Origin of the sequence: Rathayibacter sp. AY1A5 (assembly GCF_002930875.1) — a bacterium.
Lineage (GTDB): Bacteria > Actinomycetota > Actinomycetes > Actinomycetales > Microbacteriaceae > Rathayibacter.
This window is the reverse complement of record NZ_PSTM01000006.1, coordinates 43,026-67,843: the sequence shown is the minus strand read 5'-3', so window position 1 is coordinate 67,843 and position 24,818 is coordinate 43,026. Positions and strand designations below refer to the sequence as shown.

Below are 24,818 nucleotides of genomic sequence, written 5' to 3'. Positions count from 1 at the left end.
GCCCGGCGGGCCCGCATGCGGTAGCGCCGAGCGGTAGCGTGAGCGCGACGAGCGGTTTCCAGCGATCCGGGGCCAGGCCCCGAGGACGACGAGGGCGGACATGGGCATCATCACGCGGGGCTTCTTCGGCAAGAGGGAGGCGGACCCGGACCTCCCGCCGGGCCAGCACCTCGAGAACGGCTTCCCCGTCCTCTCGATCGGGCCCACCCCGAACATCCACGAGTGGGCCTTCTCCATCGACGGCGGCCCCGCGGGCGTGCGCCGCTGGAACCGGGAGGAGTTCGACGCGCTCCCGCACGAGGACGTGCACACCGACATCCACTGCGTGACCCGGTGGTCGAAGCTCGGCACCAGCTGGCGCGGCGTCTCGGTCGACACGCTGCTGGAGGGCCTGGAGAAGGATGCCGGCTTCGTCATGGCGCAGAGCTTCGGCGGCTACACGACGAACCTCCCGCTCGCCGAGATCCGCGGCGGGAGGGCCTGGGTCGTCACCGAGTTCGAGGGGAAGCCCCTCGCGGCCGAGCACGGCGGCCCCGCCCGGCTCCTGGTGCCGCACCTCTACTTCTGGAAGAGCGCGAAGTGGGTGCGGACCCTCCGCCTGATGCCCGGCGACGAGCCAGGCTTCTGGGAGCAGAACGGCTACCACATGCACGGGGACCCCTGGAAAGAGGAGCGCTACTGGTGATGTGGACGGAGGCGGTGGCCGAGTCGGTCGCGCCGCTCACGCCCACGTCGCGCCTCCTGGTGCTCCGCGTGCCCGGGTGGCCGGGCCACCTGGCGGGGCAGCACCTCGACGTGCGCCTCACCGCGCCCGACGGCTACCAGGCGAGCCGCTCCTACTCGATCGGCGCCCCGGCCGACGGGGAGCGGGTCGAGCTCGCGGTCGAGAGGCTGGACGACGGGGAGGTCTCCCCGTACCTGGTCGACGGACTCGAAGCGGGCGACCGGCTCGAGATCCGTGGTCCGATCGGCGGCTGGTTCGTCTGGCGCCCCGAGCAGGCGGAGCCGGTGCAGCTGATCGCGGGCGGGAGCGGCGTGGTGCCGCTGATGGCGATGGCGCGCGAGCACGCCCGGTCCGGGAGCGCGGCGCGGATGCAGCTGCTCTACTCGGTCCGCTCGCCCGTCTTCGCCTACTACCGCGAGGAGCTGGCGGCGCTCGCCGAGCGGCCGGCCGCGACGGGCGGAGTCGCGGTGGACCACGTCTTCACCCGGGTGGCGCCGGCGGGAGCGGCGCGTCCGGCCGGCCGCGTCACTCCGGAGCTGCTCGCCGAGGCGGCTCTGCCGGCCCCGCTCGAGCCGACCGTCTACGTGTGCGGCCCGACCTCGTTCGTCGAGGCCGTCGCCACCGCCCTGGTCGAGCAGGGCCACGCGCCCGAGCGCGTCCGCACCGAGCGCTTCGGCGGCGCCTGACGCCTGTCCCCGCGAGGCGCCGCGCCCCGGCGGCGCCTCGGGGGGAGGGATCACTCGAAGGAGACGGTGCGGTTCTCGCCGATGTCGGGCTGTCCGCCGGTGACGGCGGCCTTGAGGACCTTGAACAGCACCACCGGACGCGGCTCGTCGGTCGCCCACAGCTCGACGGTCTCGGCCTCGACGCGGATCAGCGCGACGGTCGGGTCGTCCTTGCCGTCGGGGAACCAGCCGGCGACGGCCGGGGACCACAGCTCGTCCACCTTCGCCGGGTCGTGCACGACAGTCGCCGAGCCGGCCACCGACAGGTAGCCCTTCTTCGACTCGAAGGCGACGTTGACGCTCGGGTTCGCGCGGATGTCGTCGACCTTGGGCGACGGGTCCTGCGTGAAGAACCACAGCTCGCCGTCGAAGTCGATGTCCTGGGCCTTGAGCGGACGGCTGACGAGCTGCCCGGTGGCGTTGACGGTGGTGAGGAGCCCGATCCCGGCGCTCTTCACCATCTCGGTGATCTGCTCGCGGTCGTCGGAGTCGGCGGGAGTGATGTCGGTGTCGGTCATGGTGCCGACGCTACGCGGACCGTGCGCCGCCGCAAGGGGTGGCGACGCCTCACCGCGCGTGTCTAGCGTCGAGGCATGGACACCGAATCGACGTACACCGCCATCCTCGACAGCGGAGCGGAGCAGGAGAGCATCCGCCTCGAGATGATCGACGGCTCCCCGCAGCGCTCCTTCACCCGCCTGGCCGACATCGACGGCGAGGAGGTCGAGGTGGTCTGGGAGCTGGAGCCCGACGACGACGGCTTCCACGTCTACCGCCCGGTGCGGGTCGAGGGCCGCGACGACGACAGCGGACTGGTCTCGGACGACCGGCTGACCGACGGCGGCGGCGCCGACGCGGCCTCCGGCGACTGATCCCCGGCGCGCCCGTCCGCCGGCCTGAGCCGAGCGGGCGGGCGCGCTGTCCCGTCCGGCTCGAGGGAGACGCCCCTCCGCTCAGGCCGTCGGGTGCAGGGCGTCGTACCCACGGAACCCCGGTCGGAGTCGCAGCACCGCGGCGAGGATCGCGATGATCGCGAGCCCGCCCGCGAGCGGCGGCAGCCAGAGCAGCGCGAGCGAGGCGAGCAGTCCCGTGTAGAGGTCGCCGACCCGCGGGCCGCCCGTCACCACGACGATGAACACGCCCTGGAGCCGACCCCGCATGTTGTCGGGGACCGCGGTCTGCAGCATCGTCTGCCGGAAGATCGAGCTGACGTTGTCGGAGGCGCCCGCGCCGGCCAGGGCGACCGCCGCCAGCGCGATGAGCACCGCGTTCGGCGCCGACGCGTCGTGCTGCACGAGTGCGGCACCGAGCAGGACCGCGCCGAACGCGACCACGAACGCTCCGTACACCTGGATCGAGCGGCCGATCGCGAGGCCCTGCCGGCGGACCCCGGTGAGCCGGCCCGAGAAGACGCCGCTGATCAGCGCTCCGATCGCGAACGCGGCCGTGAGGGCGCCCACCGTCACCGCGCCTCCGCCGAGCAGCACGGCGGCGGCCGCCGGGAAGACCACGCGCGGCTGTCCGAAGGTCATGGCCACGATGTCGACCAGGAAGGACATCCGGATGTTCGGGGCGCCCTTCAGGAAGCCCAGGCCGTAGTGGAGGGACTCCAGCCCCGGCCGCTGCCGCTCGCCCTCGGGCACGAGCGCCGGCAGCCCCGCGATGCCGAGGAACGCGGCGAGGAACAGCACGACGTCGATCGTGTACGTGATCGCGAAGCCGGAGGAGGCGACCAGCACGCCGGCGAGGGCGGGCCCCACGGTCACCTCGACTCCGCTCGCGATGCCGCCCAGCGCGGCGGCGGCGGGGACCAGCTCGGTGCGGAGCAGCCGCGGAGCCAGCGTCATCCGGGTGGTCACGATCACCGTCGTCGCCACCGCGTTCACGGCGGTGAGCGCGTAGAGGGAGAGCGGGGTCTCGGCGCCGAGCCAGGCGAGGGCCGCGATCCCCGCGGTCGAGCCCCAGGCCACGACCGCGGCGAGCAGGAGCACCAGGCGGCGGTCGAACGCGTCGGCGAGCATCCCGCCGTAGAGGCCGGCGATCACGGTCGGGACCAGCGCCACCACGCCGACCAGCGCGACCGCGAGGGTCGATCCGGTGAGCTCGTAGATGTGCAGGCCGACCGCGACGATCGTCATCTGGCCGCCGATGCCCGAGATCACGTTGCCGGCCCAGAGCCGGGCGAAGGCCGGGGACTCGCGGAGGGGGGAGACGTCGAGGACGTGGCTGCGCCGGGGGGCGCGGGGGGTCTGGCTCACTCGCTCCATTCTGCTGACTCCGCCGCCCCAGCGGGCCGCGTCGCGCCGATCCGGGGGCTCAGGGGTCATCCCCTAGGGTGAGAGGCATGAGCACGTCATCCGACGGCGCGCCCGGGCGTCAGGGTCCTCCTGCCCCGCGAGCAGCCGGAGCCGCCCCCTCGCGACGCTCGATCCGCACCGCCGCCGAGGCGGGCGCGCGTCGCGCGGCGGCCGCCACGGGCGGTCGGCGCAGCTCCACGGGCGGCGTCCGCGCCGAAGCCGCTCGGACCGGTGCCACGGCCTCGGGAGCCCGCGGGTTCCTCCGCCGCTGCGGAGCCGGGATCGTCTCGGTCCTCCTGGCCGTCCTCGCCGTCCCGCTGTCGTTCTTCGTCTGGTACGCCCTGATCTCGCTCGGCGCCTACCCGGGCGACCAGGCCGTCAGCGACCTGCTGGTCGGCGTGCTCTACACCGCGCTCGTGCACGCGGTCCTGCTCGCCGGGATCCTGCTCGCCGTCTCCACCCTCCGCGCCCGGCGTCGCGAGAAGCGTCCGCCGATCGCCGGCTGGATCGGCGTGGTCCTCAACGTCCTCGTGCTCGTCTACTGGCAGCTGCTGGTCTCGCCGTGGCTCGTCGTGCTCTGGAACCGGGCCACCGGCTCCTGATACCGCCCTCCCTCTGGTAGAGTCGTCCGGTTGCCGTTCGACGGCCGCGGATCAAGAGAGCCCACGCATCAGGCGCCGGGCACCGCGCAACGAGAGAGAGGGGATCCCATATATGGCACTCGAAGCAGATGTCAAGAAGGCGATCATCGAAGAGTACGCGACCCACCCCGGTGACACCGGATCCCCCGAGGTGCAGGTGGCCGTCCTGACCAAGCGGATCAAGGACCTCACCGAGCACCTCAAGGAGCACAAGCACGACCACCACTCGCGTCGTGGTCTGCTGCTGCTCGTGGGTCAGCGTCGTCGACTCCTCGGCTACCTGTCGGATGTGGACATCAACCGCTACCGCTCGCTGATCGAGCGTCTCGGTCTGCGCCGCTAGCTCCTCCCGGAGCAGGGCGCGGTCTCGATGACACCGCGAACTTCTTGCCGAACGGGCCGTCCTCCTCGCGGAGGGCGGCCCGTTCGCGTTCCCGGGCGGACGAGGCGCGCGGCGCCGGTCAGGGCAGGGGAGCGGGGCGGTCGACTCCGCCCCACGAGTAGCCGCTCGAGGCCGAGAACCAGTCGGCCGCGGCCCGCTGGAGCGCCGTGTCCTCCTCGGGGCGGCCGGGAGCCTCCACGGCGTCGACGAGCCCGGGCAGGGCGATCCGCCAGGCCGCCGCGCTGCGCTGGGCGCGGGCCCAGTCGCGCGCGCACACCGGGTCCTCGGCCGCCGCGGCGAGAGCCCGCGGCGAGGTCACCCGCCAGCCGGTGTCCGACTCCGCGACCACGACCGCGCAGGTGAGCGCGGCGCCGCGGATGATGCTGTCGGGACCGGCGGAGGGGCCGATCGCCTGATCCTGAGCCGCGACCACCGCGGTGAGCGCGAGCTGCAGCCGGGTCGAGGGCTCGTCGGGCCGCGGTCGGATCCTTCCGTCGCCGGCCGAGACCGAGGCCGCCGATCCGGGTGCGAGGAGCAGCCCGGAGGAGGACTGCGACGCGTGCAGGCTCAGCAGCCCCGTCACTCCGTCCGTCCCGCTCGTCACGCCCCGCACCGAGGAGTCGCCGAGACTCCAGACGACGGGGGTGCGGTTGTGGATCGTGAGGCGCCGGTGGTCCTCGTCGAGGCAGGCCACGAGGTGGCCGGCCGGCACGCCCGCTCCGCCCTCGAAGGCGGACGAGGCGGCCAGCAGCTCCCGGGCGTCGTCGCACTGGGCGGGGGCGTCGGAGGCGGCGGCGGCCTGGTCGGCGACCGGCGCCCGGGGGGCGAGGGAGCCCTGCACGCCCGCGACCGCCGCCGTGGTGAGCGCCGCGGCGGCGAGGAGGAGGACCACGCCGCGCCTGCCCATCCTCCGCACCTCCTGGTCGGAGGCTAGCCCGGCGCGGGCGCTCGGGCCAGCGCTGCGAGGGGCTCGCGAAGTGTCCGGCAGGAATTCTTTCGAGGAATCTCAGACCGGGTGCATCCGAGGAGGCGCCTCGGCCGGAAGTAGTGGTGAAGGCCCTTCTCGACCACCCCTGACCCCACGCGGGTCCCATCGTGAAAGAGGAACACCGTGACCACCTCCCGCTTCTCCCGCAGCCTGCTCGCCGGTGCCTGCATCGGAACCCTGGCCGTCGTCGGCATCGCCGCCACGCCCGCCGCCGCCGCCGACGCCGACTCGGCCGACCTCTCGGTCCTGCACGCCGTCCCCGACACCCCGGTCGACGTCTACGTCGACGGCAAGCTGACGCTCGACGACTTCACCCCCGGCTCGCTCGCCGGCCCGCTCGACCTCCCCACCGGCACCTACAAGGTCGCCATCACGGCCTCCACCGCCGCGGACGCCAGCGCCCCCGTGATCGGCCCGATCGACATCAGCCTCGAGGCGGGGAAGAGCTACACCGTCGCGGCGCACCTCAAGCCGGACAACACCCCCACCGCGACCCTCTTCACCAATGACATCTCGAAGACCGCCGCGGGCGAGGGCCGGCTCACGGTCCGCCACATCGCCGCCGCTCCGGCCGTGGACATCCTCGCCGGAGGGTCGCCCGTCCTGACGAACGTGACGAACCCGAACGAGGGCGTGCTGAACCTCGCCCCGGCCACGATCTCGACCGTGGTCGCCGCGACCGGGACCACCGCGCCGGTCATCGGCCCGGCCGACGTGCAGGTCCAGGAGGGCGTGAACACGATCGTCTACGCCTGGGGCAGCCTGGAGAAGGGCAACCTCGCTCTCGCGACGCAGACCATCGATGGACTGCACTCCTCGCCGTCGGGCGTCCCCGCCGGTGAGGCCGGCCTCGCGGCGGACAACCGCCCCGACGCCGCCGCGGGCTGGTGGGGCGGAGCACTGCTCGCCGCCCTCGCCGCTGCCGGCGCTGTGCTGATCGGCCGCCGCACCGCCGCCTCGCGTCGCTGACCCGAGGATCCGACCGCCGGGTCGGCCGTGCTGGAGCGCGGCCGTCCCGGCACCCCCGACCACGACCCAGGAGGACGCCATGAGCCGGAGCCCCTTCCCTCTGCGCGTCCTCGCCGTGGTCGGGCTGATCGTGGCCGGTGCCGGTCTCGCCGGATGCGCGGCGCAGGAGTCCCGGGTGGAGCCCGCTCCCGCCGCCGTCTCCTCGGCGCCCCAGCAGCCGGTGCCGGCCACGGTCCCCTCCTCGCCCGCGGCGGCCCCGCCGGGAGCGGTGCCGTCCGTCCCGGTGGCGGACGCCCGGCTCGGCGCGACCCCCGCCCCCACCGCGCTCGCTCCCGAGCGGCTCGTCGTCGACGGGCTCCCCGTCGACATGGCCGTCGAGCCGGTCGGAGTCGCGGACGACGGCACGATGGAGCTCGTGCCCGACACGCAGGTCGCCGGCTGGTACCGCTTCGGCGCCGGCCTCGACGAGCCGGAGGGCACGGTCGTGATCGCCGCGCACGTCGACTCCGTCGCCTACGGCCTCGGGCCGTTCGTCGAGCTGAAGGAGGCGGTCCCGGGCCAGACCGTGACCCTCACCGGCGCGGACGGCGCGGAGCGCGCGTACACCGTCTCGACGGTGGAGACCACGGAGAAGACCACGGTCGACCTCTCGGCCGTGTTCGCCGCCGACGGACCGCCGCGGCTGGTCCTGATCACCTGCGGCGGCGACTTCGACTACGACACCCGCCACTACCTCAGCAACGTGGTGGTCACGGCCGTCCCGGCCGGCTGATCCGCCCGCCCGAGCCTCAGCGACGTACGATGAGCCTCGCAGCGCCGCACGCCCCCGGGCGGCAGCGCTCCCCGCAGCCCTGGAGGGACCCCCTGATCGAGACCATCGAGCCCGCCGACGGCGCCGAGGCCGACAGCGCTCTCGTGGCCCGGCTCGGCCGCCGCTTCGCCGCAGGTGAGGAGGCGGCGCTCGCCGAGGCGTACTCGCGCTGGTCGCCGCTGGTCTTCACGCTGGCGCTGCGCTCGCTCGGCGACCGCGGCGACGCGGAGGACGTGGTGCAGCGCGTGTTCGTCTCGGCCTGGACCTCGCGCTCGGGCTTCGACCCCGGACGGGCGGCTCTCGGAGCCTGGCTGGTCGGGATCTCCCGGAGGAGGATCGCGGACGCGCACGAGGCGCGGGCGCGCGAGCGGAGGCTCACCGAGGCCCTCGTCGCCGTCACGCCGGTCGAGGAGGGGGAGGCCCCCGTCGACCTCGAGGCGCGGATCCTGATCGCCGACGAGCTGGCCCGCCTGGATCCCGTCCCCCGGCGGGTGATCGGCCTCGCCTTCTACGAGGACCTCACCCACACCGAGATCGCCGAGCGCACCGGCCTGCCGCTCGGTACCGTCAAGAGCCACATCCGCCGCAGCCTCGACCGGCTCCGCTCCCGCCTGGAGGTGAGCAGCACATGACCCACCTCGATCCCGACGAGCTCGCCCTGCTCGCCCTCGGCGAGCACTCGAGCGACGCCGAGCAGGCCCACCTGCGCGACTGCCCCGACTGCGCCCGGCAGCTGGTCGAGCTCGGCCACGCCGCGGGCCTGGGCCGTGCGAGCCGTGCTGTCGAGCTGGAGGCGCCGCCCGCGATCGTCTGGGACCGCATCCGCGAGGAGCTCGCCCTCGGCGACCTCGGGCCCGGCGCCCTGCCGTCGTCGGCCGCTGCCGTGCCGCCTCCGCTCGCCCTTCCCCCGGGACGGCACCGTCCCGCCCGCCGCCGCCGGCCCCGCGCTCTGAGCGCCGTGCTGGCCGCTCTCGGCGCGCTCGTCATCGGGGTCGCGGGCGGAGCCTGGTGGCAGGCCTCGCGGAGCGACGACACCGCCGCCGTCGTGGCGCGCGCTGATCTCGCCGCTCTCCCCGACTGGCAGGGAGCGAGCGGAACCGCCGAGCTGGAGGACGCCGACGGCACCCGCCGCCTGCACGTGCACCTCGATGCGCAGAGCGCGGACGACTCGTACCGGGAGGTCTGGCTCCTCGCCGCCGACGCCTCCGGGCTGGTCGGCCTCGGCGTGCTCGACGGGACCGACGGCGTCTTCGCCGTCCCCGACGACGTCGACCTCGCCGAGTACCCGCTCGTGGACGTCTCCCAGGAGCCGTTCGACGACGACCCGGAGCACTCCGGCGACTCGATCGTCCGCGGCCCCCTGCGCGAGGGCTGAGGCCTAGGCCGACCGCTCCGCCAGCACGGCCGTGAGCGCCTGCACCGCGGCGGAGGGGCGCGGCGCCGTGCAGACCGAGAGCTCCCAGACCAGCCCCGGCCAGTCGAGCGCGAGGGCCGTGACGCCCTCCAGCGGCTCGACGCCCGCGCGCGGCACGATCGCCGGACCCAGCCCCGCCTGCACGAAGCGGGGGATCCCCGGCAGATCGGCGACCTCGGTGGCCACCCGGCGCGACGCCCCGGCCTTGCGGAAGGCGAGGTCGACGGCGACCCTGTTGCCGAAGCCGGCGGGCGTGTCCACGAAGGTGAGCCCGTCGAGGTCCTGCGGGGAGGGCGGTCCCGCCGCGGCGAGCGGATGCGCGCTCTCCACCAGCAGGACGTAGTCGCTGCGCACCAGCCGCGTCACCGCCAGGCCCCGCAGCTGCGTCGCCGGCAGTGCCAGCAGAGCGGCGTCGAGCAGGCCGCGGCGCAGGTCCTCGGCGAGACCGGTGGAGCCGGTGGTCGAGGTGCGCAGGAGCAGGTCCACCAGCGGGTGCCGAGTGCGGAAGACGCCGAGCGCGCCGGGCAGGTCGACGAGGTCGAGGGCGGAGAAGGTGCCCACCCGCACCCGCCCGCGGAGCCCCGCCGCGTCGTCGGCCGCGAGCGAGCGCATCCGGTCGAGGCTGTCGGTCGCCGATCGGGCCGAGGGCAGGAGCGCCTCGCCGACCGCAGTGAGCGCCACCCGCCGGGTCGAGCGGGCGAACAGCGGCGAGCCGAGCTCCTGCTCGAGCGAGCGGATGCTCGCCGAGAGGGTCGACTGCACGACGAACAGGCGCGCGGCCGCCCGGGTGAAGCTGAGCTCCTCGGCGACGGCGACGAAGGCGGCGAGCTGGCGGTCGTCCATCCGCCCATTATCCAGCAGGGACGATCAATCCAACCGAGATCCTCCGTTGGACACGGATGATGGGGCGGAGCACTGTGGACACCGTGACCACCACCGAGCGCTCCCTCCCGTCCGTCCACCGCCGCGAGCTCCCGCACCGCCACGGCTTCTGGGTGATCGCCGTCGCCTTCCTCACGGTGATGGCGTTCTCGACCGTGCCGACACCGCTCTACGCGATCTACCAGCAGCGCGACGGGTTCCCGGCCTTCGTCGTCACCGTGGTCTTCGCCGCGTACGCGGTCGGAGTCGTGGCGAGCCTCTTCCTCGCCGGGCACGTCAGCGACTGGCTCGGCCGCCGCCGGATCCTGCTCGCGTCGGTCCTCGTCGAGGTCCTGGCGGCCGCCGTGTTCCTGCTCTGGCCGGACGTGCCCGGGCTGATCCTCGCCCGCCTGCTGACCGGGCTCGGCGTCGGCGCGCTCACCGCGACGGCTACCGCCCATCTCTCGGAGCTGCGCGCCGTCGCCCGCCCGGAGGAGGGCCCCGGCACCTCCCGCGCCGTCTCCGCCCTCGTCAACATGGGCGGGCTGGCGCTGGGCCCGCTCGTCGGCGGGGTGTTCGCCGTGACGGTGCGCGAGCCCCTGGTCGTCCCGTACGCCGTGTTCCTCGTCCTCCTGGTCGTCCTCGGGATCGGCGTCGCGCTCGTCCCCGAGACGGTCGAGCGGCGCGAGGTCCTCCCGGCCTACCGTCCGCAGCGCCTGGCCGTGCCGGCCGACTCCCGCGGCGTCTTCCTCTCGGCCGCGGTCGGCGCGTTCGCCGGGTTCGCCGTGTTCGGCCTCTTCACCTCGCTGGCGCCGACCTTCCTCGCCGGGCGCTTCGGCGAGACCTCCCACCTCGAGGCGGGCGCGGTCTCCTTCGGGGTCTTCACCGCCGGAGCCGTCGCGCAGCTGGTCTCGATCCGGCTGTCCTCGCGGACGGCGCTCCGCCTCGCGGCCGTGGCGCTGACGGCCGGGCTGCTGCTGGTCGCGACCGGCGCCGTGATCGTCTCGGTGTCCGCCTTCATCGTCGGCGGGGTGCTCGCGGGAGCGGGCGTGGGCCTGCTCTTCCGCCTGGCGCTCGGAGTCGCCGGCTCGCTCGCCACCGACGAGACCCGCGGCGAGGTGCTCGCGGCCGTGTTCCTCGCCGCCTACCTCGGCCTCGCGGTGCCGGTCCTGGCGATCGGTGCCGCGCTCGCGCTCCTGCCGGCCGTCCCGGTCCTGCTCGGCTTCGTCGCCGTCGTGCTCGTCCTGGTGCTCGCGGCGATCGCCCGGATGCGGCGCACCGCCTGACGCGAGCGGGGGAGGGGCCGCGAGCTGGACAATGGAGGCATGAAGCTCTTCCCGTTCGGACGCGGCGACGCGAACCCCCTCCCCTCCGACGACCGCGGCTCGGGCAAGCTCGACGACTACGACTACGAGCTGCGCCCGAAGTCGCGGCGCGGTGACACCCTCCTCCGCCTCGCCGACTCCCGGCCGCACCAGGACGAGATCGCGCGGGTGCTCGCCCTCGGCGAGGACGAGGTCACGGCCGTGATCCCGCGCCGCACCGCGGAGGAGGAGCGCGTGGACGCTCCGATGCCGGTCCGCCTGTTCGCGGCCCAGCGCCCCTCGGGGCTCGTCGGCCAGGTGCCGCGCGGTCTCGAGAACGTGGTCGAGGCCGCCCTCGCCAGGCTCTCGGAGGCGGGGAGGTCGCCCCGCGTGCCGGCCCGCATCGTGACGGTGAGGGGCGGGCTGCGCGTCGAGCTGCTGATGCACGAGACGCGGGGCTGACGGGCGGAGGGCCCGCCGGGTCGGCGCGGTCCATGGAGGAACCGCACCGCGGCTGATAGCATGAACCGGTTCCGAATCCGAAAGCGACCGCCGGTCGACCCAGGATTCGAGCCACGGAGCAGGCCGGCAGGAAGCTGGTCCTCGGTGGTGGAGTCCCGGACGGCGGTAGCGTGCGACAGAGCACGGGCCGCCGCGGCACGAGTCGCAGGCGGCACGTTCCGCTCGCGGCACAGGTCGCGACAGCCCGGAGCTCTTCTACTGGTGGCCAGCACGAACGCCCTCCACACGACGGCACGGCGCGAAGCCCTGCCGTGGGATCGTCTCGATTCCTGACCGGACCGCTGCTCCGACGAACGCCGGCGCCCAGAAGGGGCGCCGCTGCAGACGTTAAGGAGACAGACCTCTTGGAAGGTCCTGAAATCACATTCGCCGAAGCCGTTCTCGACAACGGCTCGTACGGCACCCGCACCGTCCGCTTCGAGACCGGCCGCCTCGCGCAGCAGGCTCAGGGCGCCGTCGCCGCCTACCTCGACGAGGACACCATGCTCCTCTCGGCCACGTCGGCCTCGAAGAACCCGAAGGACAACTTCGACTTCTTCCCGCTGACCGTCGACGTCGAGGAGCGCTCCTACGCCGCCGGCAAGATCCCCGGCTCGTTCTTCCGCCGCGAGGGCCGCCCCTCCACCGAGGCGATCCTGGTCTGCCGTCTGATCGACCGGCCGCTGCGCCCCTCGTTCGTCGAGGGCCTGCGCAACGAGGTCCAGATCGTCATCACGGTCCTCAGCATCGCGCCGGACGAGTTCTACGACGCCCTCGCGATCAACGCCGCGAGCGCGTCCACGCAGATCTCCGGCCTGCCGTTCTCCGGCCCGGTCGCCGGCGTCCGCCTGGCGCTCATGTCCGACGGCTCCGGCAACGACCAGTGGGTCGCCTTCCCCAAGGCCTCCCAGCTGGAGAACGCCGTCTTCGACCTCACCGTCGCGGGCCGCGTCGTCACCAACGAGGACGGCTCCTCGGACGTCGCCATCATGATGGTCGAGGCCGAGGCCACGGAGTCCTCCTGGAACCTCATCAAGGCGGGTGCGACCAAGCCCAGCGAGGACGTCGTCGCCGAGGGCCTCGAGGCCGCCAAGCCCTTCCTCCGCGCACTCGTCGAGGCGCAGGCGAAGCTCGCCGCCGAGACCGCGAAGCCGGTCAAGGACTACCCGGTGTTCCTGCCCTACGCGCAGGAGACCTACGACAACGTCGCCGAGCTCAGCTACGACGAGCTCGTCCGCGTGTACCAGATCGCCGACAAGGTCGAGCGGCAGGACGCCGACGACGCCCTCAAGGCGCGCGTCAAGGAGCAGATCGCCGAGCGCATCGCCTCGGGCCAGCTCTCTGCCGAGGCCTACAACCAGGTCGGCGCGGCGTACAAGTCCGTCACGAAGGTGGTCGTCCGCGGCCGCATCCTCCGCGACGGCGTGCGCATCGACGGACGCGGCCTGGCCGACATCCGCCCGCTCGACGCCGAGGTGCAGGTCATCCCGCGCGTCCACGGCTCGGCCATCTTCCAGCGCGGCGAGACCCAGATCCTGGGTGTCACCACGCTGAACATGCTCAAGATGGAGCAGCAGATCGACTCGCTGTCGCCCGTCACCAAGAAGCGGTACCTGCACCACTACAACTTCCCGCCCTACTCGACCGGTGAGACCGGCCGAGTCGGATCGCCGAAGCGTCGCGAGATCGGGCACGGCTTCCTCGCCGAGCGCGCCCTCGTGCCGGTGCTGCCGAGCCGCGAGGAGTTCCCCTACGCGATCCGCCAGGTCTCCGAGGCGCTGAGCTCCAACGGCTCGACCTCGATGGGCTCGGTCTGCGCGTCGACCCTGTCGCTCCTCAACGCCGGAGTGCCGCTGCGCGCCCCGGTCGCGGGCATCGCGATGGGCCTCGTGTCCGACGTCGTCGACGGCCAGACCCGCTACGCGGCGCTGACCGACATCCTGGGCGCCGAGGACGCGCTCGGCGACATGGACTTCAAGGTCGCCGGAACCGCCGAGTTCGTCACGGCCATCCAGCTCGACACGAAGCTCGACGGCATCCCGTCGTCGGTGCTCGACGCCGCGCTCAAGCAGGCCAAGGACGCCCGCACCACGATCCTCGCGGTGCTCACGGCGGCCATCGACCAGCCCGACGAGATGGCCCCGACCGCGCCCCGCGTGATCTCGGTGCAGATCCCCGTCGACAAGATCGGCGAGCTGATCGGCCCCAAGGGCAAGACGATCAACGCGATCCAGGACGAGACCGGCGCCGACATCTCCATCGAGGAGGACGGCACCGTCTACATCGGAGCCGTCGACGGCCCGTCGGCTGAGGCCGCGCGTGCGCAGGTCAACGCCATCGCGAACCCGACCAACCCCGAGGTCGGCGAGCAGTTCCTCGGAACCGTCGTCAAGCTCGCGACGTTCGGCGCGTTCGTCTCGCTCCTCCCCGGCAAGGACGGACTGCTGCACATCAGCGAGGTCCGCAAGCTCGCCGGCGGCAAGCGCGTCGAGAACGTCGAGGACGTCCTCGGAGTCGGTCAGAAGCTGCTCGTCCAGATCACCAAGATCGACGACCGCGGCAAGCTGTCCCTCGCGCCCGTCGTGGCCGAGGAGGCCGAGGCAGAGGCTCCCGCCGAGAGCTGATCCCTCCTGCACGACCGTGACGCCCGTCCCACTCCGGTGGGGCGGGCGTCCGTCGTCGGCGGGGGCATGGGGTACGGTGGCGGGACCGCGCCGCACCGCCCCGACCGGAGGACTCCGTGACCGACCCGACGCCCCTGGCCACCGAGCCGGAGACGCCCCTCCTCTCACGCACCCTGGGTCGGACCGGCCTCCCCGTGCATCCGCTCGCCCTCGACGGCTCCGTCTTCGGCTGGGCCGCCGGGATCGACGACACCACCGAGGTGCTCGACGCGTTCGGCCGTCTCGGCGGCACCCTGATCTCGACCGCGGACCACTACGCGACCGGTCGGAGCGAGTACATGATCGGCCGCTGGCTCGAGCAGAGCGGGCTGCGCGAGCGGATGCTGGTCGCGACGAAGGTCGGCCGGCACCCGGACGCGCCGGGCCTCGCCCCGGAGGACGTCCGCATCGCGATCGAGGGGAGCCTCGAGCGGCTCGGCACCCGGATCGACCTGCTCTCGTTCGACAGCGAGGACCCCGGGATCCCCATCGCCGACAGCCTGGCGGCGGTCGCGCCGTTCCTGGCGGACGGCTCGGTCGGCGCCCTGGGCGCCGCGCACTTCAGCGGAGCCGCGATCACGGCGCTGCACGAGACGGCGACCGCGTTCGCGCTGCCGTCGCTCTCGGCCGTCGTGTCGGAGTACAGCCTGATGGAGCGCCGGACCTACGAGACCGACGTCGCCCCCGAGGTGGTGCGGCTCGAGCTCGGCACCCTCGCGCGGCTGCCCCTGGCGAGCGGCTACCTCACCGGCGCCCTGCGCAGCCGCGCGGACGAGCCGGAGTCGGCCCTGTTCGAGGCGGGCCTGGACTACGTCGGCCGCCACGGCTCCCGCGTGCTCGCTGCCCTCGACGAGATCGCCGGGGCCCACGGCACGGAGCCCGGCGTGGTCGCGCTCGCCTGGGTGCTCTCGCACCAGGAGGTCTCGGCGGCGATCGTCCGGGCGCGGAACGCCGCGGAGCTCGAGTCGCTGTTCGTGGCGGCCGCGCTCCCGCTGACCCGCAGCGACGTCGCTCAGCTGGACCGCGTCTCCGCCTGAGGCCCTCGCCCGCTGGTCCACCGCCGTCGGGCGCCGCGCCCCGCGCCGGGCTCGGAGCGGGGCGCGGCGAGGTTCAGCGGCGCAGGATGCGCGCCTCCCACGGGCCGAGCGTCGACCCGGTCGCACCGGCGACGTTGCCGAGGACCGTCTCGGCAGCCGCCCACTCCTCGAGCAGCGGCACCTCGAGCGGCTCACCGGACACGTTCCCGACGACGAGCAGCTCGCCCGGTCCGGTGCGCGTGAAGGCGAAGAGCGCGGGGTGCTCGGGCTCCAGCAGCGCGAAGCGGCCCAGCTGCACCGTCTCGTCGGCGTGCCGCAGCGCGATCAGCGCCCGGTAGTACTCGAAGACCGACCGCTCGGCGGCCCGATCGGCGGCGACGTTCACCTCGGCGGCGTTCGGGTTGACCGCGATCCACGGCTCGCCGGTCGTGAAGCCGGCCTGGAGGCTGTCGTCCCACTGCACCGGCGTGCGGGCGTTGTCGCGGCTCTGCGCGCGCAGCCCGGCGAGCACGGTCGCCGGGTCCTCGCCGCGCTCGCCGACGGCCTCGGCCCAGTAGTTCAGGGACTCGACGTCGCGGAAGTCCTCGATGCCGGCGAACGGGACGTTCGTCATCCCGATCTCGTCGCCCTGGTAGATGTACGGCGTGCCGCGCTGGAGGTGGAGGAGCGTCGCCCAGAGGGTCGCGGACTCGTAGCGGTGCGCGCCGTCGTCCCCGAAGCGCGAGACGAGACGCGGCTGGTCGTGGTTGCCGAGGTACAGGCTGTTCCAGCCGCGCTCGGCCAGGCCGTCCTGCCAGCGCGCGAGGTTGGCCTTCAAGGCGACCAGGTCCAGCGGCACCGGGTGGAACTTGTCGACTCCGTGGTCGATGCCGACGTGCTCGAACTGGAAGACCATGTCGAGCTCACGCCGCTCGGGATCGGTCACGAGCACCGCCTCCTCGAGGGTGACCCCGGGCATCTCGCCGACGGTGAGGAAGGAGCCCTCGCGGTGCGCGAACACGGCCTCGTGCATCTCGCGGAGGTACTCGTGGAGCCGTGGACCCACCCCTCCGACGATGCCCGCGCCGCCCTGCTCGCCGTCGACGGCTCCGACGTCCTTCGAGACGAGGTTGATCACGTCCATCCGGAAGCCGTCCACTCCGCGGTCGAGCCAGCGGTTCATCATCGCGTGCACCGCGTGCCGCACCTCGGGGTTCTCCCAGTTGAGGTCCGGCTGCTGCACCGCGAAGAGGTGGAGGAAGTACTCGTCCGTCGCCGGGTCGAGCGTCCAGGCCGGGCCGGAGAAGTAGGAGCGCCAGCCGTTCGGCTCGGCGACGTCGAGGCCGGCGCCGGCGGCCGCCTCGAGCTCGCGGCCGGGCTCGGCCGAGCGGCGCCCGCGGCGCCACCAGTACCAGTCGCGCTTCGGGTCCTCCTGCGAGGAGCGGGACTCGACGAACCAGGCGTGCTCGTCGCTCGTGTGGTTGACCACGAGGTCCATCACGATGCGGATGCCGCGCTCGTGGGCCTCCGCGAGGAGCAGGTCGAACTCCTCCAGCGTCCCGAACCGCGGGTCGATGTCCTCGTAGTCCGAGATGTCGTAGCCGTTGTCGTGCTGCGGCGACGGGTAGACCGGCGAGAGCCAGATCACGTCGACCCCCAGGTCGGCGAGGTGGTCGAGCTTCGAGCGGATGCCGCCCAGGTCGCCGATGCCGTCGCCGTTCGAGTCCGCGAACGAGCGCGGGTAGATCTGGTAGACGACGGCGCTCGTCCACCAGGGCGCTGACGTCTCCCGCTCGGGGGAGCCGGGGGTCGGGGCGGCGGTCTCGGAGGGGGTCGGGGCGGTGGAGTCCATGGTCGCGAATCTAGCCCGGACGGCCGACACGGAGGGGCCCGCCGCACCGCTCGCCGGCGCGAGTCGACCCCGCCGGCGGCGCCCGTGTAACGATCTGGTGAACCGTGCGCGACCCGGCGGAGTGGCGGCTCCGGCGCTCGGATACTCTCTCCCCTGGCGGGACCCGAGCCGCCGCAGGGAGAGTGGTGGCGTGCCCAGGGACAGGACCGGCGCCGTCGTGCGGGCTCCCCGTCACAGTGCCGTCCCGCTCCCGCCCGCGGCCTCCCGCGCAGCCTCCTCGAGCGGCGTCCTCGCCGAGACCGGCCCCGTCGAGCCGACCGCCGTCGCACCCTCGCACCGCCGGCCGATGGGCGACTCCGGCCACGATCTCTTCCCCTTCGTGCTCGACGCGGCGGCGCTCGGCCGCGACGACGGTGCCGCGCTGCTCGAGCGCTACGCGGCGTGGGGCGGCAACGGCGTCGTCGTCACCGACTCGAGCCTCGCGGAGGGCGACGGCGGCTGGCCCGCCGGACACCGCGACCGGGACCGCTTCCTCCTGATCGGCCGCTTCGCCGCTCCGGTCGGCGCGCCCGCGACGCCGCGTGCGCTCGTGGACCGTGTCGAGGGGGCGCTGCGCCGCCTCCGCACCGATCGCCTCGATGTGCTGGCGGTCCGCCCCGACGGGGCCGGGCGCCTCGACGAGCTCCTCAGCGCTGTCGACGTGCTGCTGGCGCGCGGGCTGGTGCGGTCGGTGGTCGCCTCCGGATTCTCCCCGGAGGAGCTGTTCGAGGCGCGCGTCCTGGCCGCCCACGGGCTGCCCCGCCTCGCCGGCGCGGAGGTCCGCTGGAACCTGCTGGAGCGGCCCGGCTCGGAGGGCGATCTCGGCCTCGTCGCCGCCGGCCAGGGACTCGCCCTGCTCGCGACCGTCCCCCTCGCCCACGGGTTCCTCCGCGGCGCCGAGCGCACCCGCCGCGAGCTCGGCCGCCTGCCCGACGGGGCACTCGCCGCCGCCCACCTCGGGCGCCGCGGACGCCGGGTCCTCGCCGTCCTCGACGCGATCGGCGCCGAGCTCTCGGCCGCTCCCGCCGCCGTCGCCCTGGCCTGGCTGCTCGGCCGGCCGCGGCTGACCGCCGCGACGGTCGCCCCGCGCTCACCCGCCGACGTGGACGCGCTGGTGCGCGCGGTCTCGCTCGAGCTCGACCCCGGACACCTGGCCGCGCTGGAGCGCGCGCGCCGCTGACCGCGCCCGTCCGCGACGCCCCGGGCACCTCTCCCGCCACGGCGCGACAGCCCGGCTCGGGCCGCCGTCGCGGTGGCCTAGGGTGGGCACGATGAACCACGGAGTCGCACTGCCCCTCGACCAGCCGGAGACGTCAGTCCGGGCCGCAGGCGGATCCACGGTCCGCCGCTCCGTCCTCCCGAGCGGTGTCCGCATCCTCAGCGAATCGGTGCCCGGCGCCCGCAGCGCCACGATCGGCTTCTGGGTCGCCGCGGGTTCTCGCGACGAGCGGCCCGGCCGCCCCGCGACCGCGGGCGAGCCCGCCGTGCCCTCCAACGTCGGCTCGACGCACTTCCTCGAGCACCTGCTGTTCAAGGGCACGCAGAAGCGGTCCGCCCTCGACATCGCCGTGTCCTTCGACTCCGTGGGCGGGGAGCACAACGCTCTCACCGCCAAGGAGTACACCTGCTACTACGCCAAGATCCAGGACCGCGACCTCCCGATGGCGGTCGAGGTGATCGCCGACATGGTGACCTCGAGCCTGATCGATCCGGACGAGTTCGAGACCGAGCGCGGGGTCATCCTCGAGGAGCTGGCGATGGCGGACGACGATCCGGCCGACGTGGCGGGCGAGAAGCTGTTCGAGGCCGTGTTCGGCGACCACCCGCTGGGCCGCCCGATCGGGGGCGCCGCCGCGACCATCGGCGAGGCCACCCGGGACGCGGTCTGGGCGCACTACCGCGCCGCCTACCGCCCGCGAGACGTGGTGATCACCGTCGCCGGCGCCGTCGACCACGAGGCGCTCGTCGCGCTGCTCCAGCGGGTCCTCGTCGCCGACGGCTGGGACCTCGGCACGGCGGCCCCGCCCGTCGAGCGGCGCGTCGGCGGCCGTGCGTCCTACACCCGCGGCAGCGCCCTGTCGGTGGTGCACCGCCCCACCGAGCAGGCGAACCTGCTGGTCGGCTTCCCCGGTCTCGCCGCGGGCGACGAGCGGCGGATGACGATGGGCGTCCTCAACTCGATCCTCGGCGGCGGCATGTCCTCGCGGTTGTTCCAGGAGGTGCGCGAGAAGCGCGGCCTGGCCTACTCCGTCTACTCCTTCGCCCCGTCCTACTCGGACGCGGGCCTCTTCGGGCTCTACGCCGCGTGCACCCCGGCGAAGGCGGGGACGGTCGCCGAGCTCCTGCTCACCGAGTTCCACCGCCTCGCCGAGGACGGCGTCACCGACGACGAGCTCGCGCGCGCCCGCGGCCAGCTCTCGGGAGCGGCGGCGCTCGCGCTGGAGGACTCCGACACCCGGATGTCGCGCCTCGGACGCGCCGAGCTGACCTTCGGCGAGTTCGTCGACCTCGACGAGAGCCTGCGCCGACTCGCCCTCGTCGGCGCGGAGGACGTCCAGGCACTCGCGGCAGACTTGAGCCGGGGGCCGTCGTCGATCTCGGCCGTCGGCGCGGTCGACGAGTCGGCCTTCGCCGGGATCGCCGGGATCGAGAGCGCCTCCGCGATCTGATCCGATCGTCGAACGCCCGCTGACCGCGCACCGCCGCGCCGCACCAGGGAGGACCCCGTGTCCCACTACATCTACCTCGTCCGCCACGGCGAGCAGCAGGACGCCGAGCACGGCATGCCGGACGGCCCGCTCTCGGCCCGTGGCGAGCGCCAGGCGAGGCTCATCGCCGAGCGGCTCGGCGGAGTCCCCTTCACCGGAGCGTGGCACTCGCCGCTGCGCCGGGCCGAGGAGACGGCCGCGCGCTTCCAGACGCTCCTGCCGAGCCTGCCGCTCCAGCCGTCCTCGCTGCTGTTCGACTGCATCCCCTCGGGGCCGACCCCGGACATGCCCAAGGCTTTCGAGCCCTTCTTCGGCAGCGTCACCGCGGCCGAGATCGAGGCGGGGCACGCGCAGATGCAGGACGCGGTGGCCGAGTTCCTGGCGCCGTCGCGCGAGGACCGCCACGACCTCCTCATCACCCACAACTTCGTGATCGGCTGGTTCGTCCGCCACGTGTTCGACGCTCCCGACTGGCGGTGGCTGGGCCTCAACCAGGCCAACTGCGGGCTGACGATCATCCGCGTCCGCTCCCGCAAGCCGCCGGTGCTCGTCGTGCACAACGACCTCTCGCACCTGCCCGTGGAGCTGCGCACCGGCCTGCCCGAGGCCCAGCCGTACTGAGCCGCGGGCTACGCTGAGTCGGTGACTACCTCCGTCGCCGTGGTCGGCGCGTCCGGCCGACTCGGCTCGTTCACCTGCTCGCTCATCGAGGCGTCGAGCGAGTTCTCGCTCGTCGCGCGGCTCGGCTCGCGGAGCGATCCCGCCGAGATGCTCGCGGCCGACGTCGTCGTCGACATGACCGTGCCGGCCGTCAGCCAGCAGATCGTCGACTTCGCCGTGGCCAACGGGAGGAAGGTGCTCGTCGGCACCTCCGGCTGGACCGGCGACCGGATCGCGGCCCTCCGGCGCAGCGTCGCCGAGCAGCCGGAGGCCGGCGTCGTGATCATCCCCAACTTCTCGCTGGGCTCGGTGCTCGCGACCGCGCTGGCCACCGTGGCCGCGCGCTTCTTCGACGCCGCCGAGATCGTCGAGACCCACGGCGCCCGCAAGGTCGACTCGCCCTCCGGGACCGCGGTCCGCACGGCCGAGCTGCTGCTGCGCGCCCGGGCCGAGCTCGGTCCGGTGCAGGCTCCGCACACCGACCAGCGGGCCCGCGGCCAGCAGGTCGCGAGCGTCCCGGTCCACAGCCTCCGCCTGCCCGGAGTGGAGGCGCGCCAGGAGGTCGTCTTCGGCGGCACCGGCGAGACGGTCACCATCCGGCACGACACCACCTCGCAGGCGTCCTACGAGCAGGGCGTCCTGCGCGCTCTCGACGCGGTCCGGACGACCACGGGCGTGGTGGTGGGCCTCGACGCGCTGATCGACCTGCGCGCCGCCTTCGACGCCGCGCCTCTCGACGAGCGGCCGGTCGACGAGCAGCCCGTCATCGACCGGGCTCCGTCCGGCCAGGCCGCCGCAGCGACGAGCACCCCGTGAGGACCCGCATCGGCGTCGTCCTGATGGCGGTCCTGCTCGCCCTCTACCTGTTCGTCTGCCTGCAGTACTCCGTCGTCGCCTTCGCCGCGGCGACGGTGCCCGGCATCGTGATGGGCGTCGGCCTGCTGATCCTCGGCGCCGTCGGCGTCTGGGGGCTCGTGCGCGAGCTGCTGTTCGGGCTCCGCGCCGAGAAGCTGGCCCGTCGGCTGGAGGGCGAGAACGCGCTGCCGCAGGAGGTCCTCGACTCGCGGGCCAGCGGGCGTCCGCTCCGGGAGGAGGCGGACGCGCTGTTCCCGCAGTACGCGGAGGAGGTCGACGCGCAGCCCGGGAGCTGGCGTGCCTGGTACCGCCTCGGCCTCGCCTACGACGCCAGTGGCGACCGCAAGCGTGCCCGAGGCGCCATCCGCCGGGCCATCGCGCTGGAGCACGAGGCTCCGGCCTGACCGCTCGGCCGCGACTCGAGCGCGGCTCTCCGGGCGAGAACCGCTCGGGCGGCCGGGATCAGGCGAGCACCCACTCCAGCGCCGCGCCGACCGTGCGGTGGCGGAACTCGAAGCCGTCGTCGAGCAGCCGCTGGGGGACCAGGCGCTGGCTCGAGAGCAGGAGCTCGTGCCCGGCGTCGCGCAGCGCGAGCTCGATGATCTTCTCGGGGACGGCCAGCTTGAACGGGCGGTGCAGCTGCTCGGCGAGGGTGCGCATCACGTCGTTCGCGGTCGCCGGCACCGGTCCGGCGAGGTTCACCGGGCCCGAGAGCGAGGACGTGAGCAGGTGGCGGATCGCCGCGGCCTCGTCGTAGAGGCTGATCCAGGGCCAGGCCTGGTTGCCGCTGCCGAGGGGTCCGCTGAGGCCGAGCTTCGTCAGGGGCAGGAGCGGCTTGAGCGCGCCGCCGTCGCCGAGGACGAGCCCGGTGCGAGCGGTGACCACCCGCGTGGCCTCGGGCGCGAGGTGGGCGGCCTTCTCCCAGCGGTCGACGACGTCGGCGAGGAACCCGTCGCCGCGCGAGGACTGCTCGGTGAGCTCCTCGCCCGGGCGGTCTCCGTAGTAGCCGACCGCGGAGGCGTTGATCAGCGTCGTCGGCGGGGTCGAGGACATCCGCATCGCGTCGGTGAGGGTCTGCGTGGACTGGATCCGCGAGTCGAGGATCTCCCGCTTGTAGGACGCGGTCCACGGCAGGCGGCTGATCGAGGCGCCGGAGAGGTTGATCACGGCGTCGACGCGGTCGAGCACGCTGAAGTCGAGCATGTGCGAGGTGGGCGCCCAGTGGAACTCGTCCGGGCTCGACGGCGCGTGGCGCACCAGGCGCAGGATCTCGTGCCCCTCGGCGCGCAGCTGGCGGGTCAGCTCGGAGCCGATCATCCCGCTGGCGCCCGAGATCAGGACGCGGAGCCGGGGAGCGGACGCATCCGGCCGGGCCGAGGGCAGCTCGGACGGCGTCGACACGTGCTCGCCCGGCGTGCGCGCGGCGCGCCGCGGCGAGCCGGAGTCCGTGATCCCGTCGTGGTCGGAGTGCCGTGCGGATGAGTCGCTCATGGTGCCTCCCGGAGCCGGTCGCGGGCCGCCCGCGAAGCGGACTCAGCCTAGAGCCTCACGCCCGGGAGCCGGCCGAGCGCCCGACCAGGCCGGCCCGCGCGAGCACGAGGTAGAGCTCGCAGCCCAGGCAGAGGCCGAACACGGCGTTGAGGAAGGCGGCGAGGAAGGCGACGGCCGCGGCGACCGGAACCGATCCCGGGACGCCGGCGACGTGCAGGAGGACGCCGGCGCCGGTCACCACCAGGCCGATCAGCTGGGCGAAGCGCGGCGGGCGGGCGTCCTCCCACTCGCGCGGCGGTGCCAGGTGCGGCCGGACCACCCGGCGGAACAGCACCGCCCAGGGGCCGGAGCCGACGCCGCGCGCGGCCGACCAGGCGAAGAGGGCGGCGAGCGCCAGCAGCAGGAGGAAGCCGGGCTGGGAGAGCCGGCCGTCGAGGTCGGCCCGGGCCGCGGCCGCGAGCCCGAGGCCCACGGCCGTGAGGAGGAGTGCGGCGGTGACTCCGGCGGCGACCCTCGGGCCGCGGGGATCGACGGTGCCGGACGGGGGAGTGGCGCCGGTGGTGGAGGGGGAGCGGGTGCTCATCATGTCTCCTGGAGTCGGTCGAGCTCGATGGTCAGGGCGGCGCGGGTCGGAGCGCCGCCGACGCGGCTGCGCGGCACTCCGTCTCGATCGAGCAGGAGGAGCGTGGGCGTCTGCCGGACGCGGAAGCGCGCCGCGAGGTCGGGGCGGTGCGTCAGATCGACGTCGAGGTGCGCCAGCCCGGGCCGCTGCTGGGCGAGCTCCCCGACCATCCGTCGCACTGCAGGGCACCGCGTGCAGACGTCGGTCGAGAACTGCACGACTGTGGCCCGGGTCCCGAGCACTGCGCCGGGGACGAGCTCGCCGGGGTCGATCGCGGGGCCCTGGCGCGAGGGGACGCCCGCGACGCGCCCGGAGCGGGCCCGATGGACAGCCCCGAGGACGACGCCCAGCACGACGAGGCCGAGCAGTGCGGCGAGGATCGTCACGGGCTCCATCCGGGAAGCGTAGGTCGGCGCAGGCGCTGCGCGGACGACTGTTTCGGGATGTGACGACGGCCGCGGTCAAAGCGTGGTCTAGGTTCGATCCGTGACCGAACAGAGCAGCCTCAGCGCAGACCCGAGCAGTCCCGTCTTCCGCAGCGATGTCGTCGTCGAGCTGGTCCGCGCGAGCGCCCACGACTCCGACGTGCTGTTCGCGGCCCGCGTCTCGACCCAGGGCGAGAAGACACTCGCCGAGGCGCTCGACGGCGAGGAGTCCGACGCCGAGCTGCAGCGCAAGCGCGACCGCGGCCTGATCAACTACCTCATGCGCGACCGCCACGGCTCGCCGTTCGAGCACAACTCGATGACCTTCTACGTGCAGGCGCCGATCTTCGTCTTCCGCGAGTTCATGCGGCACCGCATCGCCTCCTACAACGAGGAGTCGGGCCGTTACCGCGAGCTCCGTCCGGTCTTCTACGTGCCCGGCCCCCGCCGCAACCTCGTGCAGGTCGGCAAGCCCGGCGCCTACTCCTTCGAGCCGGGCACCCCCGAGCAGGCCGAGCTCGTCGCCGAGGAGACGCGCCGCGTCAGCACGCAGGCCTACGAGTCGTACCGGCGGATGCTCGGCGAGGGCGTCGCCCGCGAGGTCGCCCGGATCGTCCTCCCGCTGAACATCTACTCGTCGATGTACGTCACGCTCAACGCCCGCTCGCTGATGAACTTCCTCTCCCTGCGCACCAAGCGCGAGGACTCGACGTTCCCCTCCTTCCCGCAGCGCGAGATCGAGATGGCGGCCGAGCAGATGGAGACGCACTTCCAGGAGCTGATGCCCCTCACGGCCGCCGCCTTCACAGCGAACGGCCGCGTCGCCCCGTAGCCCGCCGCCCGGCGAGGACGAGCGGGCCGTCCCGCCCG

At 73.8% G+C, this 24,818-nt stretch carries 27 protein-coding genes; 19 read left to right on the top strand and 8 right to left on the bottom strand.

Going from position 1 to position 24,818, the window contains the following annotated elements:
- Nucleotides 1–100 precede the first annotated feature (100 nt).
- On the top strand, nt 101–685 hold the full coding sequence (locus C5B98_RS05650; protein ID WP_104327427.1) for a molybdopterin-dependent oxidoreductase: 585 nt from the start codon (nt 101–103) through the stop codon (nt 683–685).
- Complete coding sequence (locus C5B98_RS05645; protein WP_104283799.1) at nt 685–1,410, top strand: ferredoxin reductase; 726 nt, start codon at nt 685–687, stop codon at nt 1,408–1,410. The genes C5B98_RS05650 and C5B98_RS05645 overlap by 1 nt, the downstream gene beginning before the upstream one ends.
- Before the next feature lie 50 nt (nt 1,411–1,460).
- Here the strand turns inward: C5B98_RS05645 and C5B98_RS05640 are convergent, their stop codons facing one another.
- On the bottom strand, nt 1,461–1,967 hold the full coding sequence (locus C5B98_RS05640) for a pyridoxamine 5'-phosphate oxidase family protein (protein ID WP_104224818.1): 507 nt from the start codon (nt 1,965–1,967) through the stop codon (nt 1,461–1,463).
- Nucleotides 1,968–2,042: 75 nt separating this feature from the next.
- On the opposite strand from C5B98_RS05640, the gene C5B98_RS05635 reads away from it, so the two are divergent.
- Nucleotides 2,043–2,321: a hypothetical protein gene (locus C5B98_RS05635; protein ID WP_104224817.1), complete on the top strand. Its 279-nt coding sequence runs from the start codon at nt 2,043–2,045 to the stop codon at nt 2,319–2,321.
- 81 nt (nt 2,322–2,402) lie between these two features.
- On the opposite strand, the gene C5B98_RS05630 is transcribed toward C5B98_RS05635, so the two are convergent.
- The gene (locus C5B98_RS05630; protein WP_258063442.1) at nt 2,403–3,707 is read right to left on the bottom strand and encodes an MFS transporter; all 1,305 of its coding nucleotides are present in this window, start codon (nt 3,705–3,707) and stop codon (nt 2,403–2,405) included.
- Between the two features lie 86 nt (nt 3,708–3,793).
- Between C5B98_RS05630 and C5B98_RS05625 the strand changes: the two genes are divergently transcribed.
- Together C5B98_RS05625 and rpsO are read left to right on the top strand one after the other, a co-directional pair.
- The gene (locus C5B98_RS05625) at nt 3,794–4,348 is read left to right on the top strand and encodes a hypothetical protein (protein WP_104327425.1); all 555 of its coding nucleotides are present in this window, start codon (nt 3,794–3,796) and stop codon (nt 4,346–4,348) included.
- Between the two features lie 112 nt (nt 4,349–4,460).
- Nucleotides 4,461–4,730 (top strand): 30S ribosomal protein S15, encoded by a 270-nt coding sequence (gene rpsO / locus C5B98_RS05620; protein WP_068252328.1) that lies wholly within the window; start codon nt 4,461–4,463, stop codon nt 4,728–4,730.
- A gap of 118 nt (nt 4,731–4,848) precedes the next feature.
- Here rpsO and C5B98_RS05615 read toward each other — a convergent pair whose 3' ends face one another.
- Nucleotides 4,849–5,676: a hypothetical protein gene (locus tag C5B98_RS05615; protein WP_104283796.1), complete on the bottom strand. Its 828-nt coding sequence runs from the start codon at nt 5,674–5,676 to the stop codon at nt 4,849–4,851.
- A gap of 204 nt (nt 5,677–5,880) precedes the next feature.
- Between C5B98_RS05615 and C5B98_RS05610 the strand changes: the two genes are divergently transcribed.
- The 4 genes from C5B98_RS05610 to C5B98_RS05595 all read left to right on the top strand — a co-directional run bounded on the left by C5B98_RS05610 (nt 5,881) and on the right by C5B98_RS05595 (nt 8,912).
- Entirely contained in the window at nt 5,881–6,726 is an 846-nt protein-coding gene (locus tag C5B98_RS05610; protein ID WP_104224813.1) for a DUF4397 domain-containing protein, read from the top strand.
- A gap of 79 nt (nt 6,727–6,805) precedes the next feature.
- Entirely contained in the window at nt 6,806–7,498 is a 693-nt protein-coding gene (locus C5B98_RS05605; RefSeq protein ID WP_104327424.1) for a class F sortase, read from the top strand.
- 29 nt (nt 7,499–7,527) lie between these two features.
- A complete protein-coding gene (locus C5B98_RS05600) occupies nt 7,528–8,169 on the top strand; it encodes an RNA polymerase sigma factor (RefSeq protein WP_104226288.1) in 642 nt (213 codons plus the stop codon).
- Nucleotides 8,166–8,912 (top strand): anti-sigma factor, encoded by a 747-nt coding sequence (locus tag C5B98_RS05595; protein ID WP_104239041.1) that lies wholly within the window; start codon nt 8,166–8,168, stop codon nt 8,910–8,912. The genes C5B98_RS05600 and C5B98_RS05595 overlap by 4 nt, the downstream gene beginning before the upstream one ends.
- Before the next feature lie 3 nt (nt 8,913–8,915).
- Here the strand turns inward: C5B98_RS05595 and C5B98_RS05590 are convergent, their stop codons facing one another.
- On the bottom strand, nt 8,916–9,794 hold the full coding sequence (locus C5B98_RS05590) for a LysR family transcriptional regulator (protein ID WP_104327423.1): 879 nt from the start codon (nt 9,792–9,794) through the stop codon (nt 8,916–8,918).
- Between the two features lie 83 nt (nt 9,795–9,877).
- On the opposite strand from C5B98_RS05590, the gene C5B98_RS05585 reads away from it, so the two are divergent.
- The 4 genes from C5B98_RS05585 (at nt 9,878) to C5B98_RS05570 (ending at nt 15,317) form a co-directional block, all read left to right on the top strand.
- The gene (locus C5B98_RS05585) at nt 9,878–11,098 is read left to right on the top strand and encodes an MFS transporter (RefSeq protein ID WP_258063441.1); all 1,221 of its coding nucleotides are present in this window, start codon (nt 9,878–9,880) and stop codon (nt 11,096–11,098) included.
- 39 nt (nt 11,099–11,137) lie between these two features.
- Nucleotides 11,138–11,578: a hypothetical protein gene (locus C5B98_RS05580; RefSeq protein WP_104226292.1), complete on the top strand. Its 441-nt coding sequence runs from the start codon at nt 11,138–11,140 to the stop codon at nt 11,576–11,578.
- Between the two features lie 404 nt (nt 11,579–11,982).
- A complete protein-coding gene (locus tag C5B98_RS05575; protein WP_104226293.1) occupies nt 11,983–14,241 on the top strand; it encodes a polyribonucleotide nucleotidyltransferase in 2,259 nt (752 codons plus the stop codon).
- A 116-nt stretch (nt 14,242–14,357) separates the two neighbouring features.
- Nucleotides 14,358–15,317: an aldo/keto reductase gene (locus tag C5B98_RS05570; RefSeq protein ID WP_104327421.1), complete on the top strand. Its 960-nt coding sequence runs from the start codon at nt 14,358–14,360 to the stop codon at nt 15,315–15,317.
- Nucleotides 15,318–15,390: 73 nt separating this feature from the next.
- Here the strand turns inward: C5B98_RS05570 and C5B98_RS05565 are convergent, their stop codons facing one another.
- A complete protein-coding gene (locus tag C5B98_RS05565) occupies nt 15,391–17,148 on the bottom strand; it encodes an alpha-glucosidase (RefSeq protein WP_104327420.1) in 1,758 nt (585 codons plus the stop codon).
- A gap of 190 nt (nt 17,149–17,338) precedes the next feature.
- Between C5B98_RS05565 and C5B98_RS05560 the strand changes: the two genes are divergently transcribed.
- The 5 genes from C5B98_RS05560 (at nt 17,339) to C5B98_RS05540 (ending at nt 21,814) form a co-directional block, all read left to right on the top strand.
- The gene (locus tag C5B98_RS05560) at nt 17,339–18,367 is read left to right on the top strand and encodes an aldo/keto reductase (protein ID WP_146076893.1); all 1,029 of its coding nucleotides are present in this window, start codon (nt 17,339–17,341) and stop codon (nt 18,365–18,367) included.
- Nucleotides 18,368–18,458: 91 nt separating this feature from the next.
- A complete protein-coding gene (locus C5B98_RS05555; protein WP_104327474.1) occupies nt 18,459–19,856 on the top strand; it encodes a pitrilysin family protein in 1,398 nt (465 codons plus the stop codon).
- Nucleotides 19,857–19,913: 57 nt separating this feature from the next.
- A complete protein-coding gene (locus C5B98_RS05550) occupies nt 19,914–20,516 on the top strand; it encodes a histidine phosphatase family protein (RefSeq protein ID WP_104224462.1) in 603 nt (200 codons plus the stop codon).
- 21 nt (nt 20,517–20,537) lie between these two features.
- Complete coding sequence (gene dapB / locus C5B98_RS05545) at nt 20,538–21,371, top strand: 4-hydroxy-tetrahydrodipicolinate reductase (protein WP_104250174.1); 834 nt, start codon at nt 20,538–20,540, stop codon at nt 21,369–21,371.
- On the top strand, nt 21,368–21,814 hold the full coding sequence (locus C5B98_RS05540; RefSeq protein WP_104250175.1) for a hypothetical protein: 447 nt from the start codon (nt 21,368–21,370) through the stop codon (nt 21,812–21,814). Before dapB ends, C5B98_RS05540 begins: the two co-directional genes overlap by 4 nt.
- A gap of 58 nt (nt 21,815–21,872) precedes the next feature.
- Here C5B98_RS05540 and C5B98_RS05535 read toward each other — a convergent pair whose 3' ends face one another.
- The 3 genes from C5B98_RS05535 to C5B98_RS05525 are packed head-to-tail and all read right to left on the bottom strand — an operon-like array spanning nt 21,873 to nt 23,918.
- Nucleotides 21,873–22,901, bottom strand: coding sequence for a TIGR01777 family oxidoreductase (locus tag C5B98_RS05535; protein ID WP_104250176.1), 1,029 nt, complete (start codon nt 22,899–22,901; stop codon nt 21,873–21,875).
- A 55-nt stretch (nt 22,902–22,956) separates the two neighbouring features.
- Nucleotides 22,957–23,484: a DUF4395 domain-containing protein gene (locus C5B98_RS05530; protein WP_104233265.1), complete on the bottom strand. Its 528-nt coding sequence runs from the start codon at nt 23,482–23,484 to the stop codon at nt 22,957–22,959.
- Nucleotides 23,484–23,918: a thioredoxin family protein gene (locus C5B98_RS05525; RefSeq protein ID WP_104250178.1), complete on the bottom strand. Its 435-nt coding sequence runs from the start codon at nt 23,916–23,918 to the stop codon at nt 23,484–23,486. The genes C5B98_RS05530 and C5B98_RS05525 overlap by 1 nt, the downstream gene beginning before the upstream one ends.
- Before the next feature lie 91 nt (nt 23,919–24,009).
- On the opposite strand from C5B98_RS05525, the gene thyX reads away from it, so the two are divergent.
- Nucleotides 24,010–24,780 carry an FAD-dependent thymidylate synthase gene (gene thyX / locus C5B98_RS05520; RefSeq protein ID WP_104224468.1) on the top strand — a complete coding sequence of 257 codons (771 nt, stop codon included), beginning with the start codon at nt 24,010–24,012 and terminating at the stop codon, nt 24,778–24,780.
- Nucleotides 24,781–24,818 lie beyond the last annotated feature (38 nt).